This is a genomic window from Streptomyces sp. NBC_00273 (assembly GCF_036178145.1).
GTDB lineage: Bacteria > Actinomycetota > Actinomycetes > Streptomycetales > Streptomycetaceae > Streptomyces.
The window spans coordinates 3,861,544-3,881,357 of sequence record NZ_CP108067.1; the positions used below are offsets into that span (position 1 = coordinate 3,861,544).

The following is a 19,814-nucleotide window of genomic DNA, read 5'->3' on the forward strand; positions in this document are numbered from 1 at the left end:
CACGTACCCGGGGTCCGTCAGGGGTGCGAAGCCAGGGGGCCGCAACCTCGGTGCCCCCTACCCGAACCAGGCTGGTTTCCCGCCATTCCACGTACCGAAACCCGCCGTTCGATGTGACCTGCGCGACGTAAGTCCCGCCCGGCCTGCATGCAGCGCCCGAGGAGGCGTAGCCTTTATTCCCGCTGTCCATACCTTGTGAAGCGGAAGAGGGCGGTTGCCGCCGTGTCGCCACAGTCCCCCAGTAACTCGAGCACCACGACCGAAGCAGCAGAGGGCGGGAAGAACCCTGCCTCAGGCTTCGGCGCCAATGAGTGGCTCGTCGACGAGATCTATCAGCAGTACCTCCAGGACCCGAATTCGGTCGACCGGGCCTGGTGGGACTTCTTCGCCGACTACAAGCCGGGGGGCGCCGTCGCTCCGGTGAAGTCGGATGGTCCCCAGAAGCCCGCGACGACGGACGGCGCCTCCGCACAGGCCGCCACCACCGTCACCGCGGCGCCGCAGGTCACCGACGCCGCCGCCACGGGGGCGGCGCGCGCCGCAGCCCCTGCCCCGACTCCTGGTGCGAGCACCGGCTCCGCTGGAGCGGCTGCCGCCGCGCCAGCTTCTGCGCCCGTGTCAGCTCCTGCCCCTGCTCCTGCCACCCCCTCTGGTGCCCCTGCTGTGACTGTCACCTCCCAGGCCCCGGCCGCCGCACCGGCCGCGCCCGCCCCCTCCTCCGTAGCCCCCCAGAAGGCCGCGCCCGCCACCGAGGCCCCCGAGGGCCCCGAGCTGGTGACGCTCCGCGGCCCGGCGGCTGCCGTCGCCAAGAACATGAACGCCTCCCTCGACGTGCCGACGGCCACCTCCGTCCGCGCCGTCCCGGTGAAGCTGCTGTTCGACAACCGCATCGTCATCAACAACCACCTCAAGCGCGCCCGGGGCGGGAAGATCTCCTTCACGCACCTGATCGGCTACGCGATGGTGCAGGCGATCAAGGCCATGCCGGCCATGAACTACTCCTTCGCGGAGAAGGACGGCAAGCCGACCCTGGTCAAGCCCGAGCACATCAACTTCGGCCTCGCGATCGACCTGGTGAAGCCCAACGGCGACCGCCAGCTCGTCGTCGCCGGCATCAAGAAGGCCGAGACCCTCAACTTCTTCGAGTTCTGGCAGGCCTACGAGGACATCGTCCGCCGCGCCCGTGTCGGCAAGCTGACGATGGACGACTTCACCGGCGTCACCGTCTCGCTGACCAACCCCGGCGGCCTGGGCACCGTGCACTCCGTGCCCCGCCTGATGCCCGGACAGTCGGTCATCATGGGCGTCGGCTCCATGGACTACCCCGCCGAGTTCCAGGGCACCTCGCAGGACACCCTGAACAAGCTGGGCATCTCCAAGGTCATGACCCTGACCTCGACCTACGACCACCGGGTCATCCAGGGTGCGGCCTCCGGCGAGTTCCTGCGCATCGTCGCGAACCTGCTGCTCGGCGAGGACGGCTTCTACGACGCCGTCTTCGAGTCGCTGCGCATCCCGTACGAGCCCGTCCGCTGGAACCGGGACATCGACGCCTCGCACGACGACGACGTCACGAAGGCCGCCCGCGTCTTCGAGCTGATCCACTCCTACCGGGTCCGCGGCCACGTCATGGCCGACACCGACCCGCTGGAGTACAAGCAGCGCAAGCACCCCGACCTCGACATCACCGAGCACGGCCTCACCCTGTGGGACCTGGAGCGCGAGTTCGCGGTCGGCGGCTTCTCCGGCAAGTCGATGATGAAGCTGCGCGACATCCTCGGCGTCCTGCGCGACTCGTACTGCCGCACCACCGGCGTCGAGTTCATGCACATCCAGGACCCCAAGCAGCGCCGCTGGATCCAGGACCGCATCGAGCGCCCGCACACCAAGCCGGAGCGCGAGGAGCAGCTGCGCATCCTGCGCCGCCTGAACGCTGCGGAGGCCTTCGAGACCTTCCTGCAGACGAAGTACGTCGGCCAGAAGCGCTTCTCCCTGGAGGGCGGCGAGTCCGTCATCCCGCTGCTCGACGCCGTCATCGACTCGGCCGCCGAGGCCCGCCTCGAAGAGGTCGTCATCGGCATGGCCCACCGCGGCCGCCTGAACGTCCTGGCGAACATCGTCGGCAAGTCGTACGCGCAGATCTTCCGCGAGTTCGAGGGCAACCTCGACCCGAAGTCCATGCACGGCTCCGGCGACGTCAAGTACCACCTGGGCGCCGAGGGCACCTTCACCGGCCTGGACGGCGAGCAGATCAAGGTCTCGCTCGTCGCGAACCCCTCGCACCTGGAGGCGGTGGACCCGGTCCTGGAGGGTGTCGCCCGCGCCAAGCAGGACGTCATCAACAAGGGCGGCACGGACTTCACGGTCCTGCCCCTCGCGCTCCACGGCGACGCGGCCTTCGCCGGCCAGGGCGTCGTCGCCGAGACCCTGAACATGTCGCAGCTGCGCGGCTACCGCACCGGCGGCACCGTGCACGTGGTCATCAACAACCAGGTCGGCTTCACCGCCGCCCCGGAGTCCTCGCGTTCCTCGATGTACGCGACCGACGTGGCCCGCATGATCGAGGCGCCGATCTTCCACGTGAACGGTGACGACCCGGAAGCGGTCGTCCGCGTGGCCCGGCTGGCCTTCGAGTTCCGCCAGGCGTTCAACAAGGACGTGGTCATCGACCTCATCTGCTACCGCCGCCGCGGCCACAACGAGTCCGACAACCCGGCCTTCACGCAGCCGCTGATGTACGACCTGATCGACAAGAAGCGCTCGGTGCGCAAGCTCTACACCGAGTCCCTCATCGGTCGCGGCGACATCACGCTGGAAGAGGCCGAGCAGGCGCTCCAGGACTTCCAGGGCCAGCTGGAGAAGGTCTTCGCGGAGGTCCGCGAGGCCGCCACGCAGCCCGCGGTCGCCGCGCCGGCCGCCCCGGCGCCGGCCGCCGACTTCCCGGTCGCCGTGAACACCGCGATCTCCCAGGACGTCGTCAAGCGGATCGCCGAGTCCCAGGTCACCATCCCCGAGGGCGTCACCGTCCACCCGCGCCTGCTGCCGCAGCTGCAGCGCCGCGCGGCGATGATCGACGAGGGCACCATCGACTGGGGCATGGGCGAGACCCTCGCCTTCGGCTCGCTGCTGATGGAGGGCACCCCGGTCCGGCTGTCCGGCCAGGACTCCCGCCGCGGCACCTTCGGCCAGCGCCACGCGGTCCTCATCGACCGGGAGACGGGCGAGGACTACACCCCGCTCCTCTACCTGTCGGAGGACCAGGCCCGCTACAACGTCTACGACTCGCTGCTCTCCGAGTACGCGGCCATGGGCTTCGAGTACGGCTACTCGCTGGCCCGTCCGGACGCGCTGGTCCTGTGGGAGGCCCAGTTCGGTGACTTCGTCAACGGCGCGCAGACCGTCGTCGACGAGTTCATCTCCTCGGCCGAGCAGAAGTGGGGCCAGACCTCCGGCGTCACGCTGCTCCTCCCGCACGGCTACGAGGGCCAGGGCCCGGACCACTCGTCCGCGCGTCCCGAGCGCTTCCTCCAGATGTGCGCCCAGGACAACATGACGGTGGCCATGCCCACCCTCCCCTCCAACTACTTCCACCTGCTGCGCTGGCAGGTCCACAACCCGCACCACAAGCCGCTCATCGTCTTCACCCCGAAGTCGATGCTGCGTCTGAAGGCTGCGGCGTCGAAGGCGGAGGAGTTCACGAACGGTTCGTTCCGTCCGGTCATCGGTGACAGCACCGTCGACCCGAACGCGGTCCGCAAGGTCGTCTTCTGCGCCGGCAAGGTCTACTACGACCTGGAGGCCGAGCGCGAGAAGCGCGGCATCACGGACACCGCGATCATCCGCATCGAGCGGCTGTACCCGCTCGCCGGTGCGGAGCTCCAGGCGGAGATCGCGAAGTTCCCGAACGCGGCCAAGTACATCTGGGCGCAGGAGGAGCCGGCGAACCAGGGTGCGTGGCCGTTCATCGCGCTGAACCTGATCGACCACCTCGACCTGGCGGTCGGCGCGGACGTCCCGGCGGGCGAGCGCCTGCGGCGCATCTCGCGCCCGCACGGCTCGTCCCCGGCGGTGGGCTCCGCGAAGCGCCACCAGGCGGAGCAGCAGCTGCTGCTGAACGAGGTCTTCGAGGCGTAACCCGCCCCGATCCCAGCAGTACCGAAGGCCCGGCCCCTCACGGGGGCCGGGCCTTCCGGCTGTCGTGGCCCCGGACGGCCGATGATCTTACCGATTCATGACGCCCCCCTCGTGGGACGCCCACAACTCCCCTGCTGCCTCTAGCGTGTTCGTACATCACCGAGTGCAACCGGACGGCGCGAGCCGCACCCGATTACCGGTGGTCTCCGACGAACCCGAAATATCATGAGAAAGCAGGACGATGACGGTCGAGACGCTTCCCCTCTGCGCCTACCCGGAGTGCGCCAACCACCCCGAGGCGCCGACGCCCGGCAACCCCGAGCCCGCGTACTGCGCCCACCCGGACCACAACGCGCTGGGGGCGTTCCGCAGGTTCCGGGCCAAGCGGCAGCAGCGCAAGGACGAGAAGCGCCGGACGGCCGAGGCCAAGAAGGCGGGCAAGGGCGGATCCGGCGCCCGCGCGGACCTCGTGGCGCTCATCTCCCAGCTGTCCACGGACCTGCCGGGCTACATCGAGGAGCTCGCGATCATCACGGACTCGACCGCGGCCGAGGAGCGCATCCGGACGGTGACCGAGGCCGCGGCCCAGCGGGCCCTGGACGCCGAACGGCGCACCGCACTGGCGGAGGAGGCCGCGGACATGGCCATCGCCCAACTGGACGTGGCCAGGCACCGGTTCGAGGCTGAGACGGACGAGATCCGCAAGGAGTCCGCACGGCAAGTGGCCGACGTTCAGTTCGTGCGGGCCGAGTTGGAACGCTACCGCGAGCGGGTCGCCCAGCTGGAGGAGCGGCTCGACACGATGCGCGAGGAGGCGGACGCGGCCCGCCGGGAACGCGGCGAACTCGCACGGCAGCCGTGAACGCCGGGATCCGATCTCACCGTACGCAGTTCCACGTATGGCGATCTCAATTCTGCGGGCGGGGGCATCGCCCGACAACTCCGGCCGGACGGTCGGGGATTGCGACGCCATAAGGCCTCGTCCGAAATCGCGCGCACCCTTCTGGACCATTGACGGATCGATGCGGCGATTCACCAAAGATGTTGCAGCACAGAATTACGACAACTGGAGGAAACATGTCTCGAACCATCAAGCGGAGCACCAAGTTGGCCACGGTAGCCGGGATGGTGACGGCCATCAGTGCGGGGTTGTTCGTGACCGCACCTGCGAGCCAGGCGGCACCGGTCGCAGCCTTCCGCCTCAGCAATTTCTCGGCGACCATCGCGAACATCTGCGTCCACACGGACATCGCAACACAATGCTCCGGAAACATGGCGGCAGGAAAGAGCGAGGTGTGGAAGGTGGCCTACAAGGGGCCGCGCAAGTGGTACTGCACTTCGACCGCAAAGGGACTGACCGGCACCGCCAGCACCCCTTACTTCAGCCGCGATGACGTCAAGGAATGCGCGGAGGTCGGCAACATATTCGGAGCCAGCATCCAGCTCAAGTAACGGGATCCCGGGCCTCCAACCCCTGAGGGTTGTTCCCGTCCACCGGACGGGAACAACCCCGCCACCCGTACGCTGGCGGAATGATTCGGACCGTCGTTCTGGACATCGGTGAGACCCTCACCCGAGACGATCGCTACTGGGCGGCATGGGCGGACTGGCTCGGCGTGCCCCGGCACACCCTTTCCGCGCTGGTGGGAGCCGTGGTCGTGGACGGCCGGGACAATGCGGACGCGATCCGCCTCCTGCGCCCGGGCATCGACATCGCCGCCGAGTACGCCGCCCGCGAGGCCGCGGGACGCGGCGAACGGCTCGAAGAGAACGACCTCTACGAGGACGTCCGTCCGGCCCTGACAGCACTCCGGGCCACCGGGGTACGGGTGGTCGTCGCGGGCAACCAGAGCCCACGGGCCGGTGACCTGCTGCGCGCGCTGGACCTACCCGCGGACCTCGTCGTCACATCGGGCGAGTGGGGCGTTTCCAAGCCTGCGCGCGCCTTCTTCGACCAGGTGCTGGCGGTGTCCGGCAGCTCCGCCGACGAAACCCTGTACGTGGGCGACCACCCGGCCAACGACATCCACCCGGCGAGAGCCGCAGGCCTGCGCACGGCCCACATCCGACGTGGCCCCTGGGGTCACTGGTGGGCAGACGCCCCAGAGGTCCGGGCCGCCGCAGACTGGTCGATCGACTCCCTCACCGAACTGCCGTACATCGTCCGCCAGTAGGAACGGGTGCCCGTTCGCCGCTGCGGACGCTTGGTGCAAGGGATCAGGATCGGATGACTCGGCTGGTGAACCCGTCGCGCATGAGGGACTCGTACGCGTCGTACACGTCCTCCGGAACGTCCTGGGCAATGGCGAACCCGAGCTTCGGATACTCGATCACCCGCTGGAGGTCACCCACGAGCATGTCCAGGACGAGCTTCTCGTCACCAATGCTCTTGAGGTAGTCGTCCAACTCAAGCGGCTCCGAGGCACAGAGGACCTCTACCTCGGGCCAAAGCTTGCGCGCAGTGGCGAAGGACCGCCTCTCCATATAGGGCTTGGAGACGAGCAGCACGGTCTTCGGCGTGATGCCGTTCGCGGCCAGGAGGTCGCGCGTGAGGGCGATGTTCTGACCGGTGTTGGCGGCGTTCGGCTCGACGAAGATCGCGGAATCAGGCACCCCCAGTTCGAGGGCGTGCTCGCGAAAGTGGACGGCCTCCCCTCGTGGGAAACGAGCCCGGGTGGTGGGGCTGTTGCCTCCGGTGAACACGACTACCGGGAACAGCCCGGCCCGGTAGAGATCGGCAGAGGCCACGGCAACTCCGAGGTCGTGGCTACCCAGTCCGATCGCGACATCCACAGGCACCAGGTCGTGGCGCATCTGGTGGTAGTCCCAGATCAGCTCGGCCCGCCGCCACTGGTCCTCGGTGATCCTCTGCTGGATGTCCGTCATACGACCTTCTCCCTCATGGCCTTGATGCCCTCGATGCTGGCCAGCTGATGGCTGAGCCCGAACTGTCCGGCCAAGCCGGCGGCCTTGTCGAGGATGGCCAACCCATCATCGCGGGTGGCGGGATCGGACAGCAGGATGTGACCGTAGGCGGTTTCCAGGCGGACCCGTTGCATGGGCGAGTCGGTGGTCGCGGTCCTTCGCGCAACGCCGATGAAGTGCAGGGCATTGGTGAGATCGCCGGCCCCGCGGTGAGCCAGTGCGAGTTTCTGGTGGGCGACCGACCAGTCCTCGGGTTCGGCAAGTTCCTCGAACTCCCGGGTCGCGGCGAGCATGACGCGGGAGGCATAGCTGTGGTTTCCGTCCTTGCTCAATGCCGTCCCCACCCACAGCCGGGCCCGGGCCCGGTCACGGTGGGACAACCGGTCATCGACCGCTAACGACTCGTACCGCCGGGCTGCACTCTCCAACCTGCCCGACATCTCCGCGACCACCGCGAGGGACAGATCGATCTGGGCGACGCGGCGAGGGATGTCCAACTGTCCGAAGAGGGACCTCGCCGACGCATAGGCCGGCTGGGCCGACAACGGGCCGAGCACAGAACCCTGGTCCCGCCGCAGATCCCCGAGCAGGGCGGTTGAGCGCGCGAAGAGATACAGGCCCCGTTCGTCCAGAGCAGTCGGCTGGAAACGTCCGAGCCATCGGCGGATCAGGCTGTCCACGAACCCGAAGTCTTGCCGGGAGAGGGCTACGGCGGCGCGGTCGAGATCGTCGGTCCACGACTCGTATTCCCAGGCCAACGACCCACGGGAGGCGCCCCGACCGACTCTGACAGCGGACGGGACCCGATCGGCTTCGGACAGAAAGGTCTCGAAGCGGAGATGGGTGGCCGCGTCCGCGCGGGCCAGCGCGGTGTCCAAGATCGCCTGGGTGTCTTGGCGGGGCTCGGTCGCAGCAAGGAGCTTTTCCCACTTGGAGATCGTCCGGATGCCGACACCCAGATGACACGCAAACGATCGAACGCTCATCCGCAGGGCAAGTCGCAGGGCGCGCGCCTCCAGCCCCGTCCAACGTTGCACTGCCGCCACGCGCCGCTCCCTTCCTGCCGCAATCGAAGCACGGCCCGAACGTCCACGGGGGCACAAGTGCAACGGAAGTACAACGGGCGGACATTTCCGCATCTCCGGAAGACGTCCAGGCTGAACGGTGACCAGCCAACAGACCTTCTGGAAGGACCCGGCCATGGAGCCCATGACGCCATGTCGAGCAGACACGTCGACTCTCGGCAGCCACGAAGCCCCGGCCGGCCCATGGCAAACCCAGTGGCCGGAGCCCAGCCAGGAGCTCCTCGACCGCGCTCGCGTCGGTTGGGAGCGTTTCGTCTCCTCCCTCCAGGAGCCGTCCGATGACTGAACGGTACGAATACGTCCCCCATCGCCTGCTGCGCCGCCGTGTACGAGATGTCGCCTCCGGCGCCGAAGGAATGCTGATGGCCGTGATCAACGAGAACGTGTCGGACTCCGACCACCCGCACTGGATGGAGCTGGCCTACATCCGAGCCACCTCGGGCCGTGAGTTCACCACAGCAGTCGCCAACGTCGAGCCGGCCGAATGACCACCCCCACGAGGAGCACGTAGCGCTCTGTGCGACCTACGACCGGCCACGGACGGGCGCCGGACGCCGTGTCCGCCGAAGCGCGTAGCGATCTGACGCCTCCAGGCCGCCTGACAGACCGACAGGCCCGTCCGGCCACCGTGTGACGGGGCTTCGGCCGCCCCGACCCGGGGTCCGATGCAGACGGGACCCGCCTCCGGATCCGTCCCTTCGCGCACCCGGCCGGGTGCCTCCGACCGCCCCGCGCCTGAAGGCATCCCCCGGCCCGTTCCTTCGGGGGCTTCCCGGCAGTCTTCGTATCTCCGGGGCGGGACGGTCGGTCAAGGGTGGCCGCAGGCCATCGCGAAGCGACGCGACGACGAAGGAGGAGCGCCCTTGAGGGACCGGCCCGACACGGAAGGACGATGGGACTGACGGGAAACCCCCGTACCCATCCCCGATGCCGAACACGTGGCTCCCGCACACCGAAGCCCCCGCTCCACCACCCACCCCTACGGCTGCGGCTCGAAGTCCCAGTACGGCCTGGTCTGTTGCTTCGCCGAGATCGTGTGGACGTGTTGCGGGCCCAGGGTGCGGGTCAGGCCCTTGATGCCCGCGTCCTCGTGTTTCGCCGCCTCCTCGTACTCCCGTACCGACCGGAGGTCCGCGGCCAGGGCGATCTGGGCGCTCAGGGCCATCGGGTGGTCCGGGCCCAGGACCCGCTCGGCCGTGCGCAGCGTGTCCCGGCTCAGGTCCAGCGCGTCCTCCAGCCGCCCCGTGATGTTGCGGTGCCCGGTGGCGTTCAGCGCGCAGCCCAGCGTCCAGGGGTGCCGGTCGCCGAGCGCGCCCCGCATGCCCACCAGCGCCTGCTCCGCCAGCGAGAGGGCCGCCGCGCGCTCCCCCTGGGCGCGCAGCACGAGGCCGAGGTTGCCGACCGTGCCGATGCTGTACGGGTGGGCGAGGCCGAGCTGGGACTGGTAGCCGCGGACCACGTCCTCGGAGATCCGGCGGGCCTCGCCGATGTCCCCGTACTCCCTGAGGTAGGTGGCGTAGTCGGAGGCGACCATCAGGGTCCACGGGTAGTCGACGCCGAAGACGCGGGTGGCCCGCTCCCACACGGTCCGCAGCCGCAGGCCCGCGCCGGGGATGTCCCCGGAGCGGCGCAGGCACATCCCGAGGTTGTGCTCGGCGCGCAGGGTCTGGGGGTGTTCTAGGCCCAGCACCTGCGTGTTGATCTTCACGCCCTGTTCCTGCCGGGTCTGGGCCTCGTGGTAGCGGCCCATCAGCCGCAGTCCCATGGCGCAGGCGATCCCGGAGGACAGGGTGGAGATGTGGTGGGTTCTGAGGACCCGTTCGCGGCGGCGCAGGGTGTCCAGGTCCAGGTCGTAGGCGTCCTGGTAGCGGCCGAGGAGGCGGTAGGTGGCGGCGAGGTTGTTCTGGGCGGCGAGGGTGGTGGAGTCGTCCTCGCCGAGCAGTTCGCGGTAGGTGGCCAGGCAGTGCTCGAAGATCTCGCGGGCCGGCTCGAAGCGGGCGATGCACAGCAGGACCCCGCCGTACGAGCTGGTCGCGCGCAGGGTTTCCAGGTCGCGGTCGCCGCGTTCCTCGGTGAGCTCGGCGGCACGGGCGCGCGTGAGGGTCTCGGCGCGCCGGAACAGGCCGAGGTTGCGCAGGGCTCCGCCGTAGTGGTAGCTGAGTTCGCGGACCTTGGGGTGGTCCTCGCCGAGCAGGGCGCGCCAGATCAGGTCGGTCTCCTCGGAGAGCCGCAGGCACGTGCGGTACTCCCCGGCGAGGATCAGGTAGCGCAGGCAGTGCAGCAGGAAGTTCTGGATGCGCGGGTTGCTGCTGGTGAGCACCCCGGAGGTGGCCAGGTGCGGGATGAGTTCGGCGTACCGGGGCCACAGGCGGGAGTCGGAGGGCCGGCCCGGGTCGGCGGCGGCGAGGACCTGGCGCACGGCGCGTGCCAGCGGTTCGGCCTCGTCCTCGGAAAGGTCGTCGCGGACGATGCCGTGGACCATGCGGTGCAGCTGTACGGTCTCCAGCCCGCCGCCGCCCTCCTCCACGGCCAGGTCGGAGTACTCCAGCCGGACGACGGAGAACTGCACGAGTTTGTTGAGGGCGGCGTTCCACCGGATCTGGTCGTTGATCAGCCCGGCGAGCTGTTCGGGCACGTCGTCGGCGGGGAACTCGCGCAGCAGGCGCAGCGGCACCGGGCCGGGGGCGAAGAAGACGAACAGCCGGAGCAGGGCGAGGGCGTCGGGGAAGTTCTCCCGGACGTTGTTGAGCAGTATGGCGAGGGCGGTGGGGAAGGGCAGGGGGTAGTCCTCGGAGACCGTGACGGCCTCGCGGGAGTCCATCCGGTGCTGGAGCAGGACGAGGTAGTCGCCGACCGGCAGCGGGGAGTCGGCGAGCCAGCCGGCGGTCTGGTCGAGGGCGAGCGGGTAGTCCTCCAGGGCCTCGGCGAGCTGGTCGGCCTCGTCGGCGGTCAGGCGCAGGGCCCGGCGGCGGATGAAGGTGATCGACTCGGGGCGGGCGTACAGGGGGACTTCGACGAGGCTGGTGTGCCGGGCGGCCCACTCCCGGTTGCGCGAGGTGATGATGACGTCGCCCCCGCCGGAGGGCAGCAGGTCGATCAGGTCGTCGGGGTTGTCGCAGCCGTCGAAGACCATCAGCCAGCGGCCGTACGGGTTCCCGCGCCGCAGCGCTTCGAGGACGGCCCGGATCTGTTCGCCGTAGCTGCCCGCCCCGCGCGGCAGCCCGAGCGCGGGGGCCAGGTCGGCGAGGCGTTCGCGCAGGGTGGGCCGGTCCTCGGCGGGGACCCACCACACCACGTCGTACTCGGAGGCGAAGCGGTAGGCGTACTCGGTGGCGACCTGGGTCTTGCCGACGCCGGAGAGCCCGAGGAGGGTGACGGTGGACGCGCCGGGCGGGGCCTCGGTCAGCGCCTCGCGCAGGGTGCCGATGACGTCGTTGCGGCCGGTGAAGCGCGGGTTGCGGCGCGGGACGCGGCCCCAGATCTCCGGCGGGTCGTTGGGGAAGCGCGGCCCGCGGCGGCCGGTCTCGGTGCCGATCCGGTCGGTGGGCAGCTCCAGGCGCCGCAGCACGCGGTACTCGGCCTCGTACGCGTCCAGGCCCCACAGGTCGGTCTTCTCCAGCACGGCGACGGCGCTGGGCAGCGGGGCGTCGGTGAGGCAGACCGCCGCGAACCGGTCGGGATGCCGATCGGTGACGGCGCGCAGGGCGGTGTTCCACTGCTCGTCGGTGTGGGTGCCGGCGGAGAAGTAGCGCTCGCTGAGGACGAGGAGGACCCGGCTGCCGGACCGGGCCAGGTCATCGAGGGCCTGGTCGATGCCGGGGCTGTTCTGCGGGTCCCAGCGCTGGAGGGCGACGCGGTGGCCGTGCTCCTCCAGGCGGTGCGCGATCCACACCGCCCAGGGGCGGTTGAATCCCGCGAAGCTGATGACGAATCGCTGCGGCTGGGGCGGCTGGGGCGGCTGCTGCGCCGCCGGTTCACGGTCCTGGCGACTACCGGTGGTCATCGGGCCGTCTCCCTGGAATCCGGGCGGTGGACGGGCTTGAAAGGTACCGCAGCGGACGGTCCGTCAGCCGTGTGCGAACGGCGCGAGTTCGGGATGTGCCTCGCACCAGGCGCGGCGTTCGCGGTCGACGGCCCGGCGGGCCGCGGCGTGCTGGTCGCCGGGCGGCGGCAGGTCGTCCATGGCGCGTTCGGCGGCCCCCATCGCATCGGTGAACTCCCTTCCCGCAGTGGTCAGTCGCTCGTGCGCCCGCAGGGCGGGCAGGACGGCGGCCACCTGCGCGCGGATCCGGGCGTGCTGGGCCCAGGCGCCGCGGGCCCCGTAGAGGGCGGCGCGCTGCCAGTACCCGGCGAGGGCCAGGTGGGCGTAGGCGCCGTGCAGCAGGCCCTCCAGTGGGCGGGGGTCGCTGCGCCAGGGGGCCCAGTGGCGGGGCGTGTGGTCGGCGGTGTGCAGGATCAGGACGTCGGTGAGGGCGGTCAGTTTGCCGTGCTGGACCTCGTGGACGAGGGTCGCGGCCAGCGCGGGCGGGGCCTGGGCGCGGGCGAGTACGGAGCCTGCGGCCGCGGGGAGGGTGGCACCGCTGGAGCGGGAGCCGCCGGCCAGCGGCACGACGGAGCGCAGCAGTTGGACGGTCTCCTCGGCGCGGATGGTGTCGTAGCGCTGGAGCAGGGTGAGCGCGCCGGACCACTGGGTGTCCCACCGCTTGTGGCCCTTGGGGGTGAGCCGGCGGGCGGGGCGGACCGGGGCCGGCTGCGCGGGGCCGGGTGCCCGGTAGGGGTCGAGGTCGTCGAGGGCGGTCCGGCCGCCGGGCAGGGCGTGCAGGGGCACGGTGGCCGGATCGTCGGGGTCCCAGGAGCGTTCGGAGAGGGCGAGCGGGCCGGGGCGGTCCGGGCGCAGCAGCCCGAGGGTGGGGAGCACGAGCCGGCCGTGCAGGGGCCGCAGGGTGTGGCTGAAGGGGATCCCGGCGCGCAGGGCGGCGGCGACGGCGAGGGCCCCGAGGTGTCCGAGGTCGGGCGGGGGGCCGCACGGGGCGTGCAGCCGGCGCAGGGTCTCCTCGGCCCACACCCCGGTGGCCGGGTAGTGCAGTACGTCGCGCACGGCGCCCGCGTCACGGCGCTCGGCCTCTTCCAGCAGGGCCCAGTGGTCGGCGGTCTCCCCGGACCGGCCGCCGGGGGCGGCGTCGAGGACCGCGCGCAGCAGGAGCAGGCGTTTGGAGCGGCGTACGTCGCGGACCAGGCGGGTGCCCTCCATGGAGGGTTCGGTGGAGGCGAGGGCGCGCAGGGTGGGCGAGGAGACGGTGAAGGCGGTGAGGGCGTCGGTCATGAGGCGACCGCCGGGGGGTGGACGGCGGGGGCTTGGGTCGCGGGGGCTTGGACGGCGGTCCCGGCGGTCTGCGCGGCCCGTTGGACGGCGGCGGCGATGTGCCGGATCAGCGGCTGGAGGTCGGTGCAGTACACGGACGGCTGGCGGAAGCCCTCACCGGCACGGTAGCGGTGCGGGTAGTGCCCTCCGCCGCACACCTCGACCAGCTCGCAGGCACGGCACCGGGCGGCGAGCGCGTCCCGGCCGAGCTGGCGGGCGGCGAGTCCGGGGTGGTCGAGGAGCTGGTCGAAGCTGTGGGTGTCGAGGGTCATCCCGGTCGCGGCGGCCCCCTCGTACGCGGATTTCAGTGAGTCGGCCTGTTCGATGGAGCCGTCGGTCTCGATCACGGCGGTGGCGGCGGGCGTGAGCCCGAGGGTCTCGGTGGTGGTGGGCAGGCCGAGCAACAGGGCGATGATCTCCTCGAAGAGCCGGATCCGGGTGCGCCGTACGCCGTCGTGCCACCAGCGTTCGAAGACGGCGAGGAGCCAGTCCGCGTACGGGGTCCGGTCCGGGTGGTGGCCGGGGGGCGGGGCGCTCCAGTTCGCGAGCGGCAGGAGCAGCCCGATGCTGGGCGGGGCGAAGGCGAGCAGGGACTCGTAGGTCTCCACCGGGTCGTGGTCGAGATCGACGACGCAGAGCACCCCGGCGTAGCTCTGCGGATGGCGGGCCAGCAGTCGCAGGCCGCGGGCGGCGGACGCGAAACCGGGCCGTCCGGCGTGGTCCACCCGACGGGTGTTGTGCACGGGCAGGCCGCCGTCGAGGCTGACGCCGACGCGGATCCCGGCGGCGGCCAGGGCGGCGAGGCGGCCGCGGGTGAGCAGGGTGCCGTTGGTCTGGACGGTGGCGGTGACGCGGGTGCGCGGGGCGGCCCCGGCCACGGCGGCCCGGACGGCGTCGACCGGCGCGGCCAGCCGGGCGGGGGCGGTGAGCAGCGGTTCGCCGCCGTGCAGGACGAGGTCGATCCGGGGCAGGTCGTGGGCGGCGGCGTGCTCGGCGATCCGCTGCGCGGCGCGGGCGGTGGTGGCGGGGGTCATGGCGGTCGGCTGGTCGCGCCAGCCCTGGTCGGCCATCTCGTAGACGTAGCAGTAGGTGCAGGCGAGGTTGCAGCGGCTGCGGGTCTTGAGGACGAACTGGCGGATCGGGTGGGGTCGGTGGCCGGCGGCCCGCGCGGCGGCCACGTCGAGCCGGGTGTAGGGCCAGGGCGCGTACCGGGCGTGGACCAGCCGTTGGGCGACCACCGCGTCGGCGTGCGGGGCGGGACGTGCACCGGCGTGCCCGGCGGGACGCGCGTCGGCGTGCCCGGCAGTACCCGCGTCGCCGCGTGCGGCAGGGGCGGGGGGCCCGGTGGGGTCGGCGTGCGGGGTGGGGTCGGGGGCGCCGGGTGCGGGCAGCGGGGTTCCGCTCGTGACCGCTCGCCGCATCGCCGCACCTCCCTCCCCCGGCACGAACCGCCCGGGGACACCCCGGCGGACGGTCCATCCCTGCCCTGGGGACGGTCCCGGCTAACGGCGGAAAGTGGTCAACTCGGTTTCAAGGTGGGACGGATCAGGCATGGTGCGATCAGGCCACGCTGGAGTCGAAGGCGTTGAGGATCTCCGCGGGATGGGTCACCCGCTCGACCATGCCCTCGATCACCCCGGCCAGCACGGGATGGTCGATCCCGCGCAGCGCCGCCAGGTCCAGCCCGGAGAGATCCGGCAGCCGCCCCGGACATTCCGGGGTCGCCGCCGCCACTTCCTGCTGCTTCGTCACCATGTGCCGCCGGGCCCCCTGTCGCGTCGCACACCGGATGGTCCACTTCCTTTTCCCATCGGCTTCCTTTTCCCGTCGGCCGGTCCGTGGAAACAGCGGCCCCCGTCCCGAACCCCGTCCCCGGCCGGCCCCCGCCCTCGGCGCGGGCGTCAGAGCCCGGCCTCCAGGGCCAGGATCCGCACGCGGACCGCCTCCGAGCGCCCCGCGGCGCCCTCGTGGGTCCGCGTCCACAGCTCCAGTGCCGAGCGGTACGCGTCCAGGGCCGCGCGGGGCCGGGCCAGGCGTTCCAGCACGTCCCCGCGCAACTGCTGGACGCGGGCGGCCAGCTGGACCGCGGTGTCCGCGCGGTCCTCCACGTCGGCCTCCAGGGCGGCCCGCCAGGCCCGCCGGTAGGAGTCCGCGGCCCGGTCGAGGCGCTCCAGTGCCCGGGTGTGGCCGTGGATCTCCTGCTGGACGTCGCCGTGGTCCCGCCAGATGCGGGCCTGCTCCAGCGGGTTGCGGCTGTGCCGGACGGCCAGCTCCAGCAGGTACTCGGCCTCCCGCAGGTCCACCGGGTCGCCCTCGTACGCGTGCCGCAGCCGGAGCCCTGTGGCCAGCCGCAGCAGCCGGTGGGCCGCACCGGGGTCGGACTGAGGGACGGCGGCCCGGCTCTCGCGCAGGACGCGTACGGCGGCCCCGGTGAACCCCCGCCCGTCGGTGGCCCGGGCCCGGTCCAGGAGTACGTCGCCCCACTCGGGCAGGAGTTCCCCGAAGGCCTCCGCGTCGCGGGGGATCAGCCGCCGGGCCCGGCCGTACGCCTCGGCCGCGTCCTCCAGTGCCGTCGGGTCGGCGTCCCGCGCGTACCGCTCGCGGTGCACGCGCGCCAGGCACACCAGGGCTGCCACCCGCAGTTCCGGGTCCCCGCCCGCTTCCGCCAGGGCTGCGTCCAGCTGCCCCGCGGCCTCCTCCAGCCGGCCGGGGAGGTGGCGCAGCGTCTCGGCGAGCTCCACCCGTACCTGTGCGGTGCCCGGGCCGGTGCGGCCGGTGTGGCCGGGGGCGGCGGGCAGGGCGGTCAGGGAGGTCAGGGCCGCGGCCAAGCGGGCGGCGGCCTGTTCGGCCAGGGCCGTGCGCTCGGCCGGGTCCGGGGTGCGGGGCAGCAGGGCCAGCAGGACGCGGCCCAGGGCCAGGTGCAGCTCGGGGTACGGCGCCGGGCCGCCGCCCTCCCCCCCGCCCTGCCCCCCGCCGCCCTGCCCGCCGCCGCCCTGCCCGCCGCCGTCCTGCCCGCCGCCCTCCGTACCGGCGGCCGGGTCCGCGCCCGGCGCCCGGCCCGCCAGGGGTTCCAGGGCCGCCCGGGCCTCGCGGAGCGCGCCCGCCTCGTCCCGCAGCCCGCTCAGCCGGATCAGGGTCTCCGCCCGCCGCACCGCGCAGTCCCGCCGCAGTTCCGGGTCGGCCGCGGCGCCGGCCGCCGCGAACTCCATGTCCGCCGCCGCCAGCAGCTCCGCGTCCGGTCCGGCGGCCAGCGCCCGCTCGTACAGCACCCGGCCGAGCACCGCCCCCGCCCGCGCCGTCCGCAGCCCGGTCACGGCCCGTTCCGCCTCGGCCAGCAGTTCCGGGTCCCGCTGGGACGCCCACAGCCGCAGCAGCGCCCCCGCCAGCTCGGTCTCCGCCTCCTCCGGCGGATCGCCGGGCCCCGGCGGGGCCGTCACCGCCCGCCGGAGCACCGCCACGGCCTCGTACAGCGCCCGCGCGCCGCCGTCCCCGTCGGCGTCGGCGTCCGCCAGCCGGTCCCGGGCGGCGCGCACCGCCCCGGCCCGGGTGGGCACCGGGGCCGCGGGGGGCCGGCGTACCGCGGGGCCCTCCTGCGGCATTCCGGGCAGGTAGCGCCGTACGACTTTGGCCGAAACCTGCGCGAAGGCCTGCGGCAGCCGCCCCTCCGGCGCCCGCTCGTCCTCCTCGGGTCCGGGGTCGGCGACCGCCGGCGGGGTCCCGGTCAGCTGGGAGACCGCGAGCGCGGGGAAGTTCCGTACGCCCCGGCCGAAGTGCGCCAGCACGTACTCCGAGCAGTGCTTGAGCACCAGCGCGGCTTCGTCCCGCCCCAGCGGCCCCAGCAGTACGTCCTGCACCCCGGGGGCGAACTCGTACCAGTGCTCCGGCCCCGCGCCGCTGCGCCGCAGCAGCCCGCTCAGCAGCACCTCCGCCAGGTCGGAGGGCTCGGAGTCCGGCAACATCGTGCGTTGCACCAGCCGCATCACGGGCAGCGTCAGCGGCGCCGCCGACAGGTACACCGCGAGCTGTACGGCCCGGGGCGCGGCCGAGGACCGGAACCGTGCCACGAGCTCGCGCGGCGGGCGCACCGCACGCGGCGGCGGCAGGGGCGCGGCCGGGTGGTCGGCCAGCACCCGGCCCACCTCGGCCGGTACGGGCCCGGCCGTGAGCCCGGCCAGCAGCCGGGCCCACGCACCGAGGGCGGTGGCGCTCGGCGGCAGCACGGGCACCGTCAGCCCGCCCGTGGGCCGCCCGGGCAGCGGCGGCCGGTCCGGCCGGAACGTGAGCTTCTGCCCGCCGCCCTCCGGCCGGGTGAGCGTGCCCCGCTCGGTGGGCAGCCAGCTGCGCCCCCACAGCCGCTGCGGCAGCGGCTGGACGACCATGCACGGGGTGCACTCGGCCCACCGGTGCAGCAGCCGCTGCGCCGTGCCCTCGCGCCACAGCGGGCCGGCGCAGTCGGAGACCACCATGGTCAGGGCCCGGCCGGTCGGGTCCCGCAACTGGTCACCGGAGCGCAGGCCGGAGGCGCGTACGCAGCCGGGTGCGGGGCTGCGGCCGAACGCGGCCGTGCCGTCGGCGAGGCGGTGCAGGTAGTGCACCTGGACGTCCCGGAAGGCACCCAACCGCTCGCACACGGACCGCAGTTCCTCGAACATGTCCTGCCAGACGGCCATCGACGGGGAGGCGTCCATCACGAGCCGTACGGTCGCCTCGCGCCGGCTTTCGGGCCGGAGCACCGGGATGACCAGTCCGAGGGCGCGGGCGCTGGCCTCGGCGGTGGCTCCCTCGTCGATCACGAGCCGGGTCGGCGGGCCGGGCGGGCGGTGGCGCTGGAGGGCGCGCAGGGCCCGCTGGATGTCCAGGATGCGGGGCAGCGCGGCGGCCCCGGGCACCCGTACGGGCACTCCGTACTCTTCGGGCGACTCCCCCGGCCGTTGCCCGTCGGCTCCGTCGGCCCGGGCCGCCCCGGGCGCGTACAGCCCGACCGGGGCGTCGGCCTCCGCCTCTGCGCGGACGGGCCCGGCGGGCTCCCCGCCCGGATCCTCGGGCGCGCTCCGCGGGCCGCCCGGGTCCGGCCCGCCCGGGGCGGGCTGCCCGGGCCCGCCGATGTGCCCGGCCAACCACAGGGCGTCGGCGAGTTCCCCGGCGGACGGATCGAGCCCGGCCGCGAGCAGCAGCGCGGCCAGTTCACGGACGCCGGGTGCGCCGGCGGATGCCACGGCCCATCACCTCGGGCGGTCGAGGCGCTGGATGAGCAGGTCCGCGAGGTCCTCCCGGGTGGGCGGGGCGGCGTAGTGGGTCAGGTACAAGGCGTTGAGCAGCTGGTCGGCGGCGACCAGCTCGGACTGGGAGCGGCTGAGGAACTCCCTGATCAGGTCGGCTCCGAGGCGGGCCGCCTCCTCGCCGAGGTGGGCGCGGACCAAGGTGGCGAGCCGCTTCTCGCCGGGTTGACCGAGCTTCAGCTGGATGCAGCGGCGCAGCAGGGCGGCCGGGAAGTCCCGTTCCCCGTTGCTGGTCAGGATGATGAACGGGAAGGCCCGGCAGCGCACGCGGCCGCCGCGGACGGTGACCTTGGTCCCGTCGTCGGTGAGCACTTGGACCTCGGGCTCGCTGTCGGCGACCCGTTCCAGCTCGGGGAGGGCGAACTCCCCTTCCTCCAGCACGTTCAGCAGGTCGTTGGGGAGGTCTATGTCGCTCTTGTCGAGCTCGTCGATGAGCAGGACGCGGGGCCGGGCCGTGGGCAGCAGGGCGGTGCCGAGCGGCCCGAGCCGAATGTACTTCCCGATGCCGGGCACCCCGGAAGCCGCGGCGGCGGCCGGGACTGCGACCGCGGCGGCGGCCGGGGCGCCCCCGCCGCTCGCGGCGATCTGGACGTCCTGCAGCCGGGCCAGGGCGTCGTACCGGTAGAGGCCGTCCTGGAGCACGGTCCGGGACACCACCGGCCACCGGAGCACCCGCCCCAGCTTCAGCTCGTGGGCGACGGCGTGCGCGAGGGTGGACTTCCCGGTGCCGGGGAAGCCGGTCACGAGCAGCGGCCGCCGTAAGTAGAGGGCCGCGTTGATGGCCTCCAGCTCCTCCGGTTCCGGCCGGTGCAGCTCGGCGGCCTGCCGGTGCGCCCCGAGCCGCCGGGCCACGTTGCCGTCGGCGACCTGGGCCGGACCGCCCGGTTCCGCCACGGGACCGCCGTCGAAGTCCCGCCAGGGCGGCGGGTCGGGCAGGGCGTCGATCCCGTCGTGGGGCTCGCCCACCCCGCGGTATATGAGCCACTCGTCATTCATGGTGCTCCTGCTCCCTCCCTCGCGTCGTCCGCG

The 19,814-nt window shown here is 72.5% G+C and carries 13 protein-coding genes; 5 read left to right on the top strand and 8 right to left on the bottom strand.

Going from position 1 to position 19,814, the window contains the following annotated elements:
* Positions 1–222: 222 nt before the first annotated feature.
* From OG386_RS16275 to OG386_RS16290, 4 genes are all read left to right on the top strand, one after another.
* Complete coding sequence (locus OG386_RS16275; RefSeq protein ID WP_328788761.1) at positions 223–4,134, top strand: multifunctional oxoglutarate decarboxylase/oxoglutarate dehydrogenase thiamine pyrophosphate-binding subunit/dihydrolipoyllysine-residue succinyltransferase subunit; 3,912 nt, start codon at positions 223–225, stop codon at positions 4,132–4,134.
* Between the two features lie 241 nt (positions 4,135–4,375).
* Entirely contained in the window at positions 4,376–4,996 is a 621-nt protein-coding gene (locus OG386_RS16280) for a hypothetical protein (RefSeq protein WP_328788762.1), read from the top strand.
* 215 nt (positions 4,997–5,211) lie between these two features.
* Positions 5,212–5,586: a hypothetical protein gene (locus tag OG386_RS16285; protein WP_328788763.1), complete on the top strand. Its 375-nt coding sequence runs from the start codon at positions 5,212–5,214 to the stop codon at positions 5,584–5,586.
* A gap of 80 nt (positions 5,587–5,666) precedes the next feature.
* On the top strand, positions 5,667–6,308 hold the full coding sequence (locus OG386_RS16290; RefSeq protein ID WP_328788764.1) for an HAD family hydrolase: 642 nt from the start codon (positions 5,667–5,669) through the stop codon (positions 6,306–6,308).
* A gap of 43 nt (positions 6,309–6,351) precedes the next feature.
* On the opposite strand, the gene OG386_RS16295 is transcribed toward OG386_RS16290, so the two are convergent.
* Together OG386_RS16295 and OG386_RS16300 are read right to left on the bottom strand one after the other, a co-directional pair.
* Positions 6,352–7,020, bottom strand: coding sequence for a YdcF family protein (locus OG386_RS16295; RefSeq protein WP_328788765.1), 669 nt, complete (start codon positions 7,018–7,020; stop codon positions 6,352–6,354).
* Positions 7,017–8,105: a helix-turn-helix domain-containing protein gene (locus tag OG386_RS16300; RefSeq protein WP_328788766.1), complete on the bottom strand. Its 1,089-nt coding sequence runs from the start codon at positions 8,103–8,105 to the stop codon at positions 7,017–7,019. Before OG386_RS16300 ends, OG386_RS16295 begins: the two co-directional genes overlap by 4 nt.
* A 317-nt stretch (positions 8,106–8,422) precedes the next feature.
* Between OG386_RS16300 and OG386_RS16305 the strand changes: the two genes are divergently transcribed.
* A complete protein-coding gene (locus tag OG386_RS16305; RefSeq protein ID WP_328788767.1) occupies positions 8,423–8,632 on the top strand; it encodes a hypothetical protein in 210 nt (69 codons plus the stop codon).
* 491 nt (positions 8,633–9,123) lie between these two features.
* Here OG386_RS16305 and fxsT read toward each other — a convergent pair whose 3' ends face one another.
* From fxsT to OG386_RS16335, 6 genes are all read right to left on the bottom strand, one after another.
* On the bottom strand, positions 9,124–12,147 hold the full coding sequence (fxsT, locus tag OG386_RS16310) for an FxSxx-COOH system tetratricopeptide repeat protein (protein ID WP_328788768.1): 3,024 nt from the start codon (positions 12,145–12,147) through the stop codon (positions 9,124–9,126).
* A gap of 63 nt (positions 12,148–12,210) precedes the next feature.
* Positions 12,211–13,467 (bottom strand): aKG-HExxH-type peptide beta-hydroxylase, encoded by a 1,257-nt coding sequence (locus tag OG386_RS16315; protein WP_328788769.1) that lies wholly within the window; start codon positions 13,465–13,467, stop codon positions 12,211–12,213.
* Positions 13,464–14,927, bottom strand: a complete 1,464-nt coding sequence (locus tag OG386_RS16320; RefSeq protein ID WP_328788770.1) for an FxsB family cyclophane-forming radical SAM/SPASM peptide maturase — start codon at positions 14,925–14,927, stop codon at positions 13,464–13,466. Before OG386_RS16320 ends, OG386_RS16315 begins: the two co-directional genes overlap by 4 nt.
* A gap of 139 nt (positions 14,928–15,066) precedes the next feature.
* On the bottom strand, positions 15,067–15,261 hold the full coding sequence (fxsA, locus tag OG386_RS16325) for an FxSxx-COOH cyclophane-containing RiPP peptide (RefSeq protein ID WP_327383312.1): 195 nt from the start codon (positions 15,259–15,261) through the stop codon (positions 15,067–15,069).
* 146 nt (positions 15,262–15,407) lie between these two features.
* Complete coding sequence (locus OG386_RS16330; protein WP_328788771.1) at positions 15,408–18,722, bottom strand: SAV_2336 N-terminal domain-related protein; 3,315 nt, start codon at positions 18,720–18,722, stop codon at positions 15,408–15,410.
* A gap of 6 nt (positions 18,723–18,728) precedes the next feature.
* Positions 18,729–19,781, bottom strand: coding sequence for an AAA family ATPase (locus OG386_RS16335; protein WP_328788772.1), 1,053 nt, complete (start codon positions 19,779–19,781; stop codon positions 18,729–18,731).
* Between the last annotated feature and the right edge of the window lie 33 nt (positions 19,782–19,814).

What these genes read in the sequence shown, in the direction of transcription:
- OG386_RS16280 (WP_328788762.1), top strand. Translation starts at nt 4,376, where the DNA reads ATGACGGTCGAGACGCTTCCCCTCTGCGCCTACCCGGAGTGCGCCAAC.
- OG386_RS16285 (WP_328788763.1), top strand. Translation starts at nt 5,212, where the DNA reads ATGTCTCGAACCATCAAGCGGAGCACCAAGTTGGCCACGGTAGCCGGG.
- OG386_RS16290 (WP_328788764.1), top strand. Translation starts at nt 5,667, where the DNA reads ATGATTCGGACCGTCGTTCTGGACATCGGTGAGACCCTCACCCGAGAC.
- OG386_RS16295 (WP_328788765.1), bottom strand. Translation starts at nt 7,020, where the DNA reads ATGACGGACATCCAGCAGAGGATCACCGAGGACCAGTGGCGGCGGGCC.
- OG386_RS16305 (WP_328788767.1), top strand. Translation starts at nt 8,423, where the DNA reads ATGACTGAACGGTACGAATACGTCCCCCATCGCCTGCTGCGCCGCCGT.
- fxsT (WP_328788768.1), bottom strand. Translation starts at nt 12,147, where the DNA reads ATGACCACCGGTAGTCGCCAGGACCGTGAACCGGCGGCGCAGCAGCCG.
- OG386_RS16315 (WP_328788769.1), bottom strand. Translation starts at nt 13,467, where the DNA reads ATGACCGACGCCCTCACCGCCTTCACCGTCTCCTCGCCCACCCTGCGC.
- OG386_RS16320 (WP_328788770.1), bottom strand. Translation starts at nt 14,927, where the DNA reads ATGCGGCGAGCGGTCACGAGCGGAACCCCGCTGCCCGCACCCGGCGCC.
- fxsA (WP_327383312.1), bottom strand. Translation starts at nt 15,261, where the DNA reads ATGGTGACGAAGCAGCAGGAAGTGGCGGCGGCGACCCCGGAATGTCCG.
- OG386_RS16335 (WP_328788772.1), bottom strand. Translation starts at nt 19,781, where the DNA reads ATGAATGACGAGTGGCTCATATACCGCGGGGTGGGCGAGCCCCACGAC.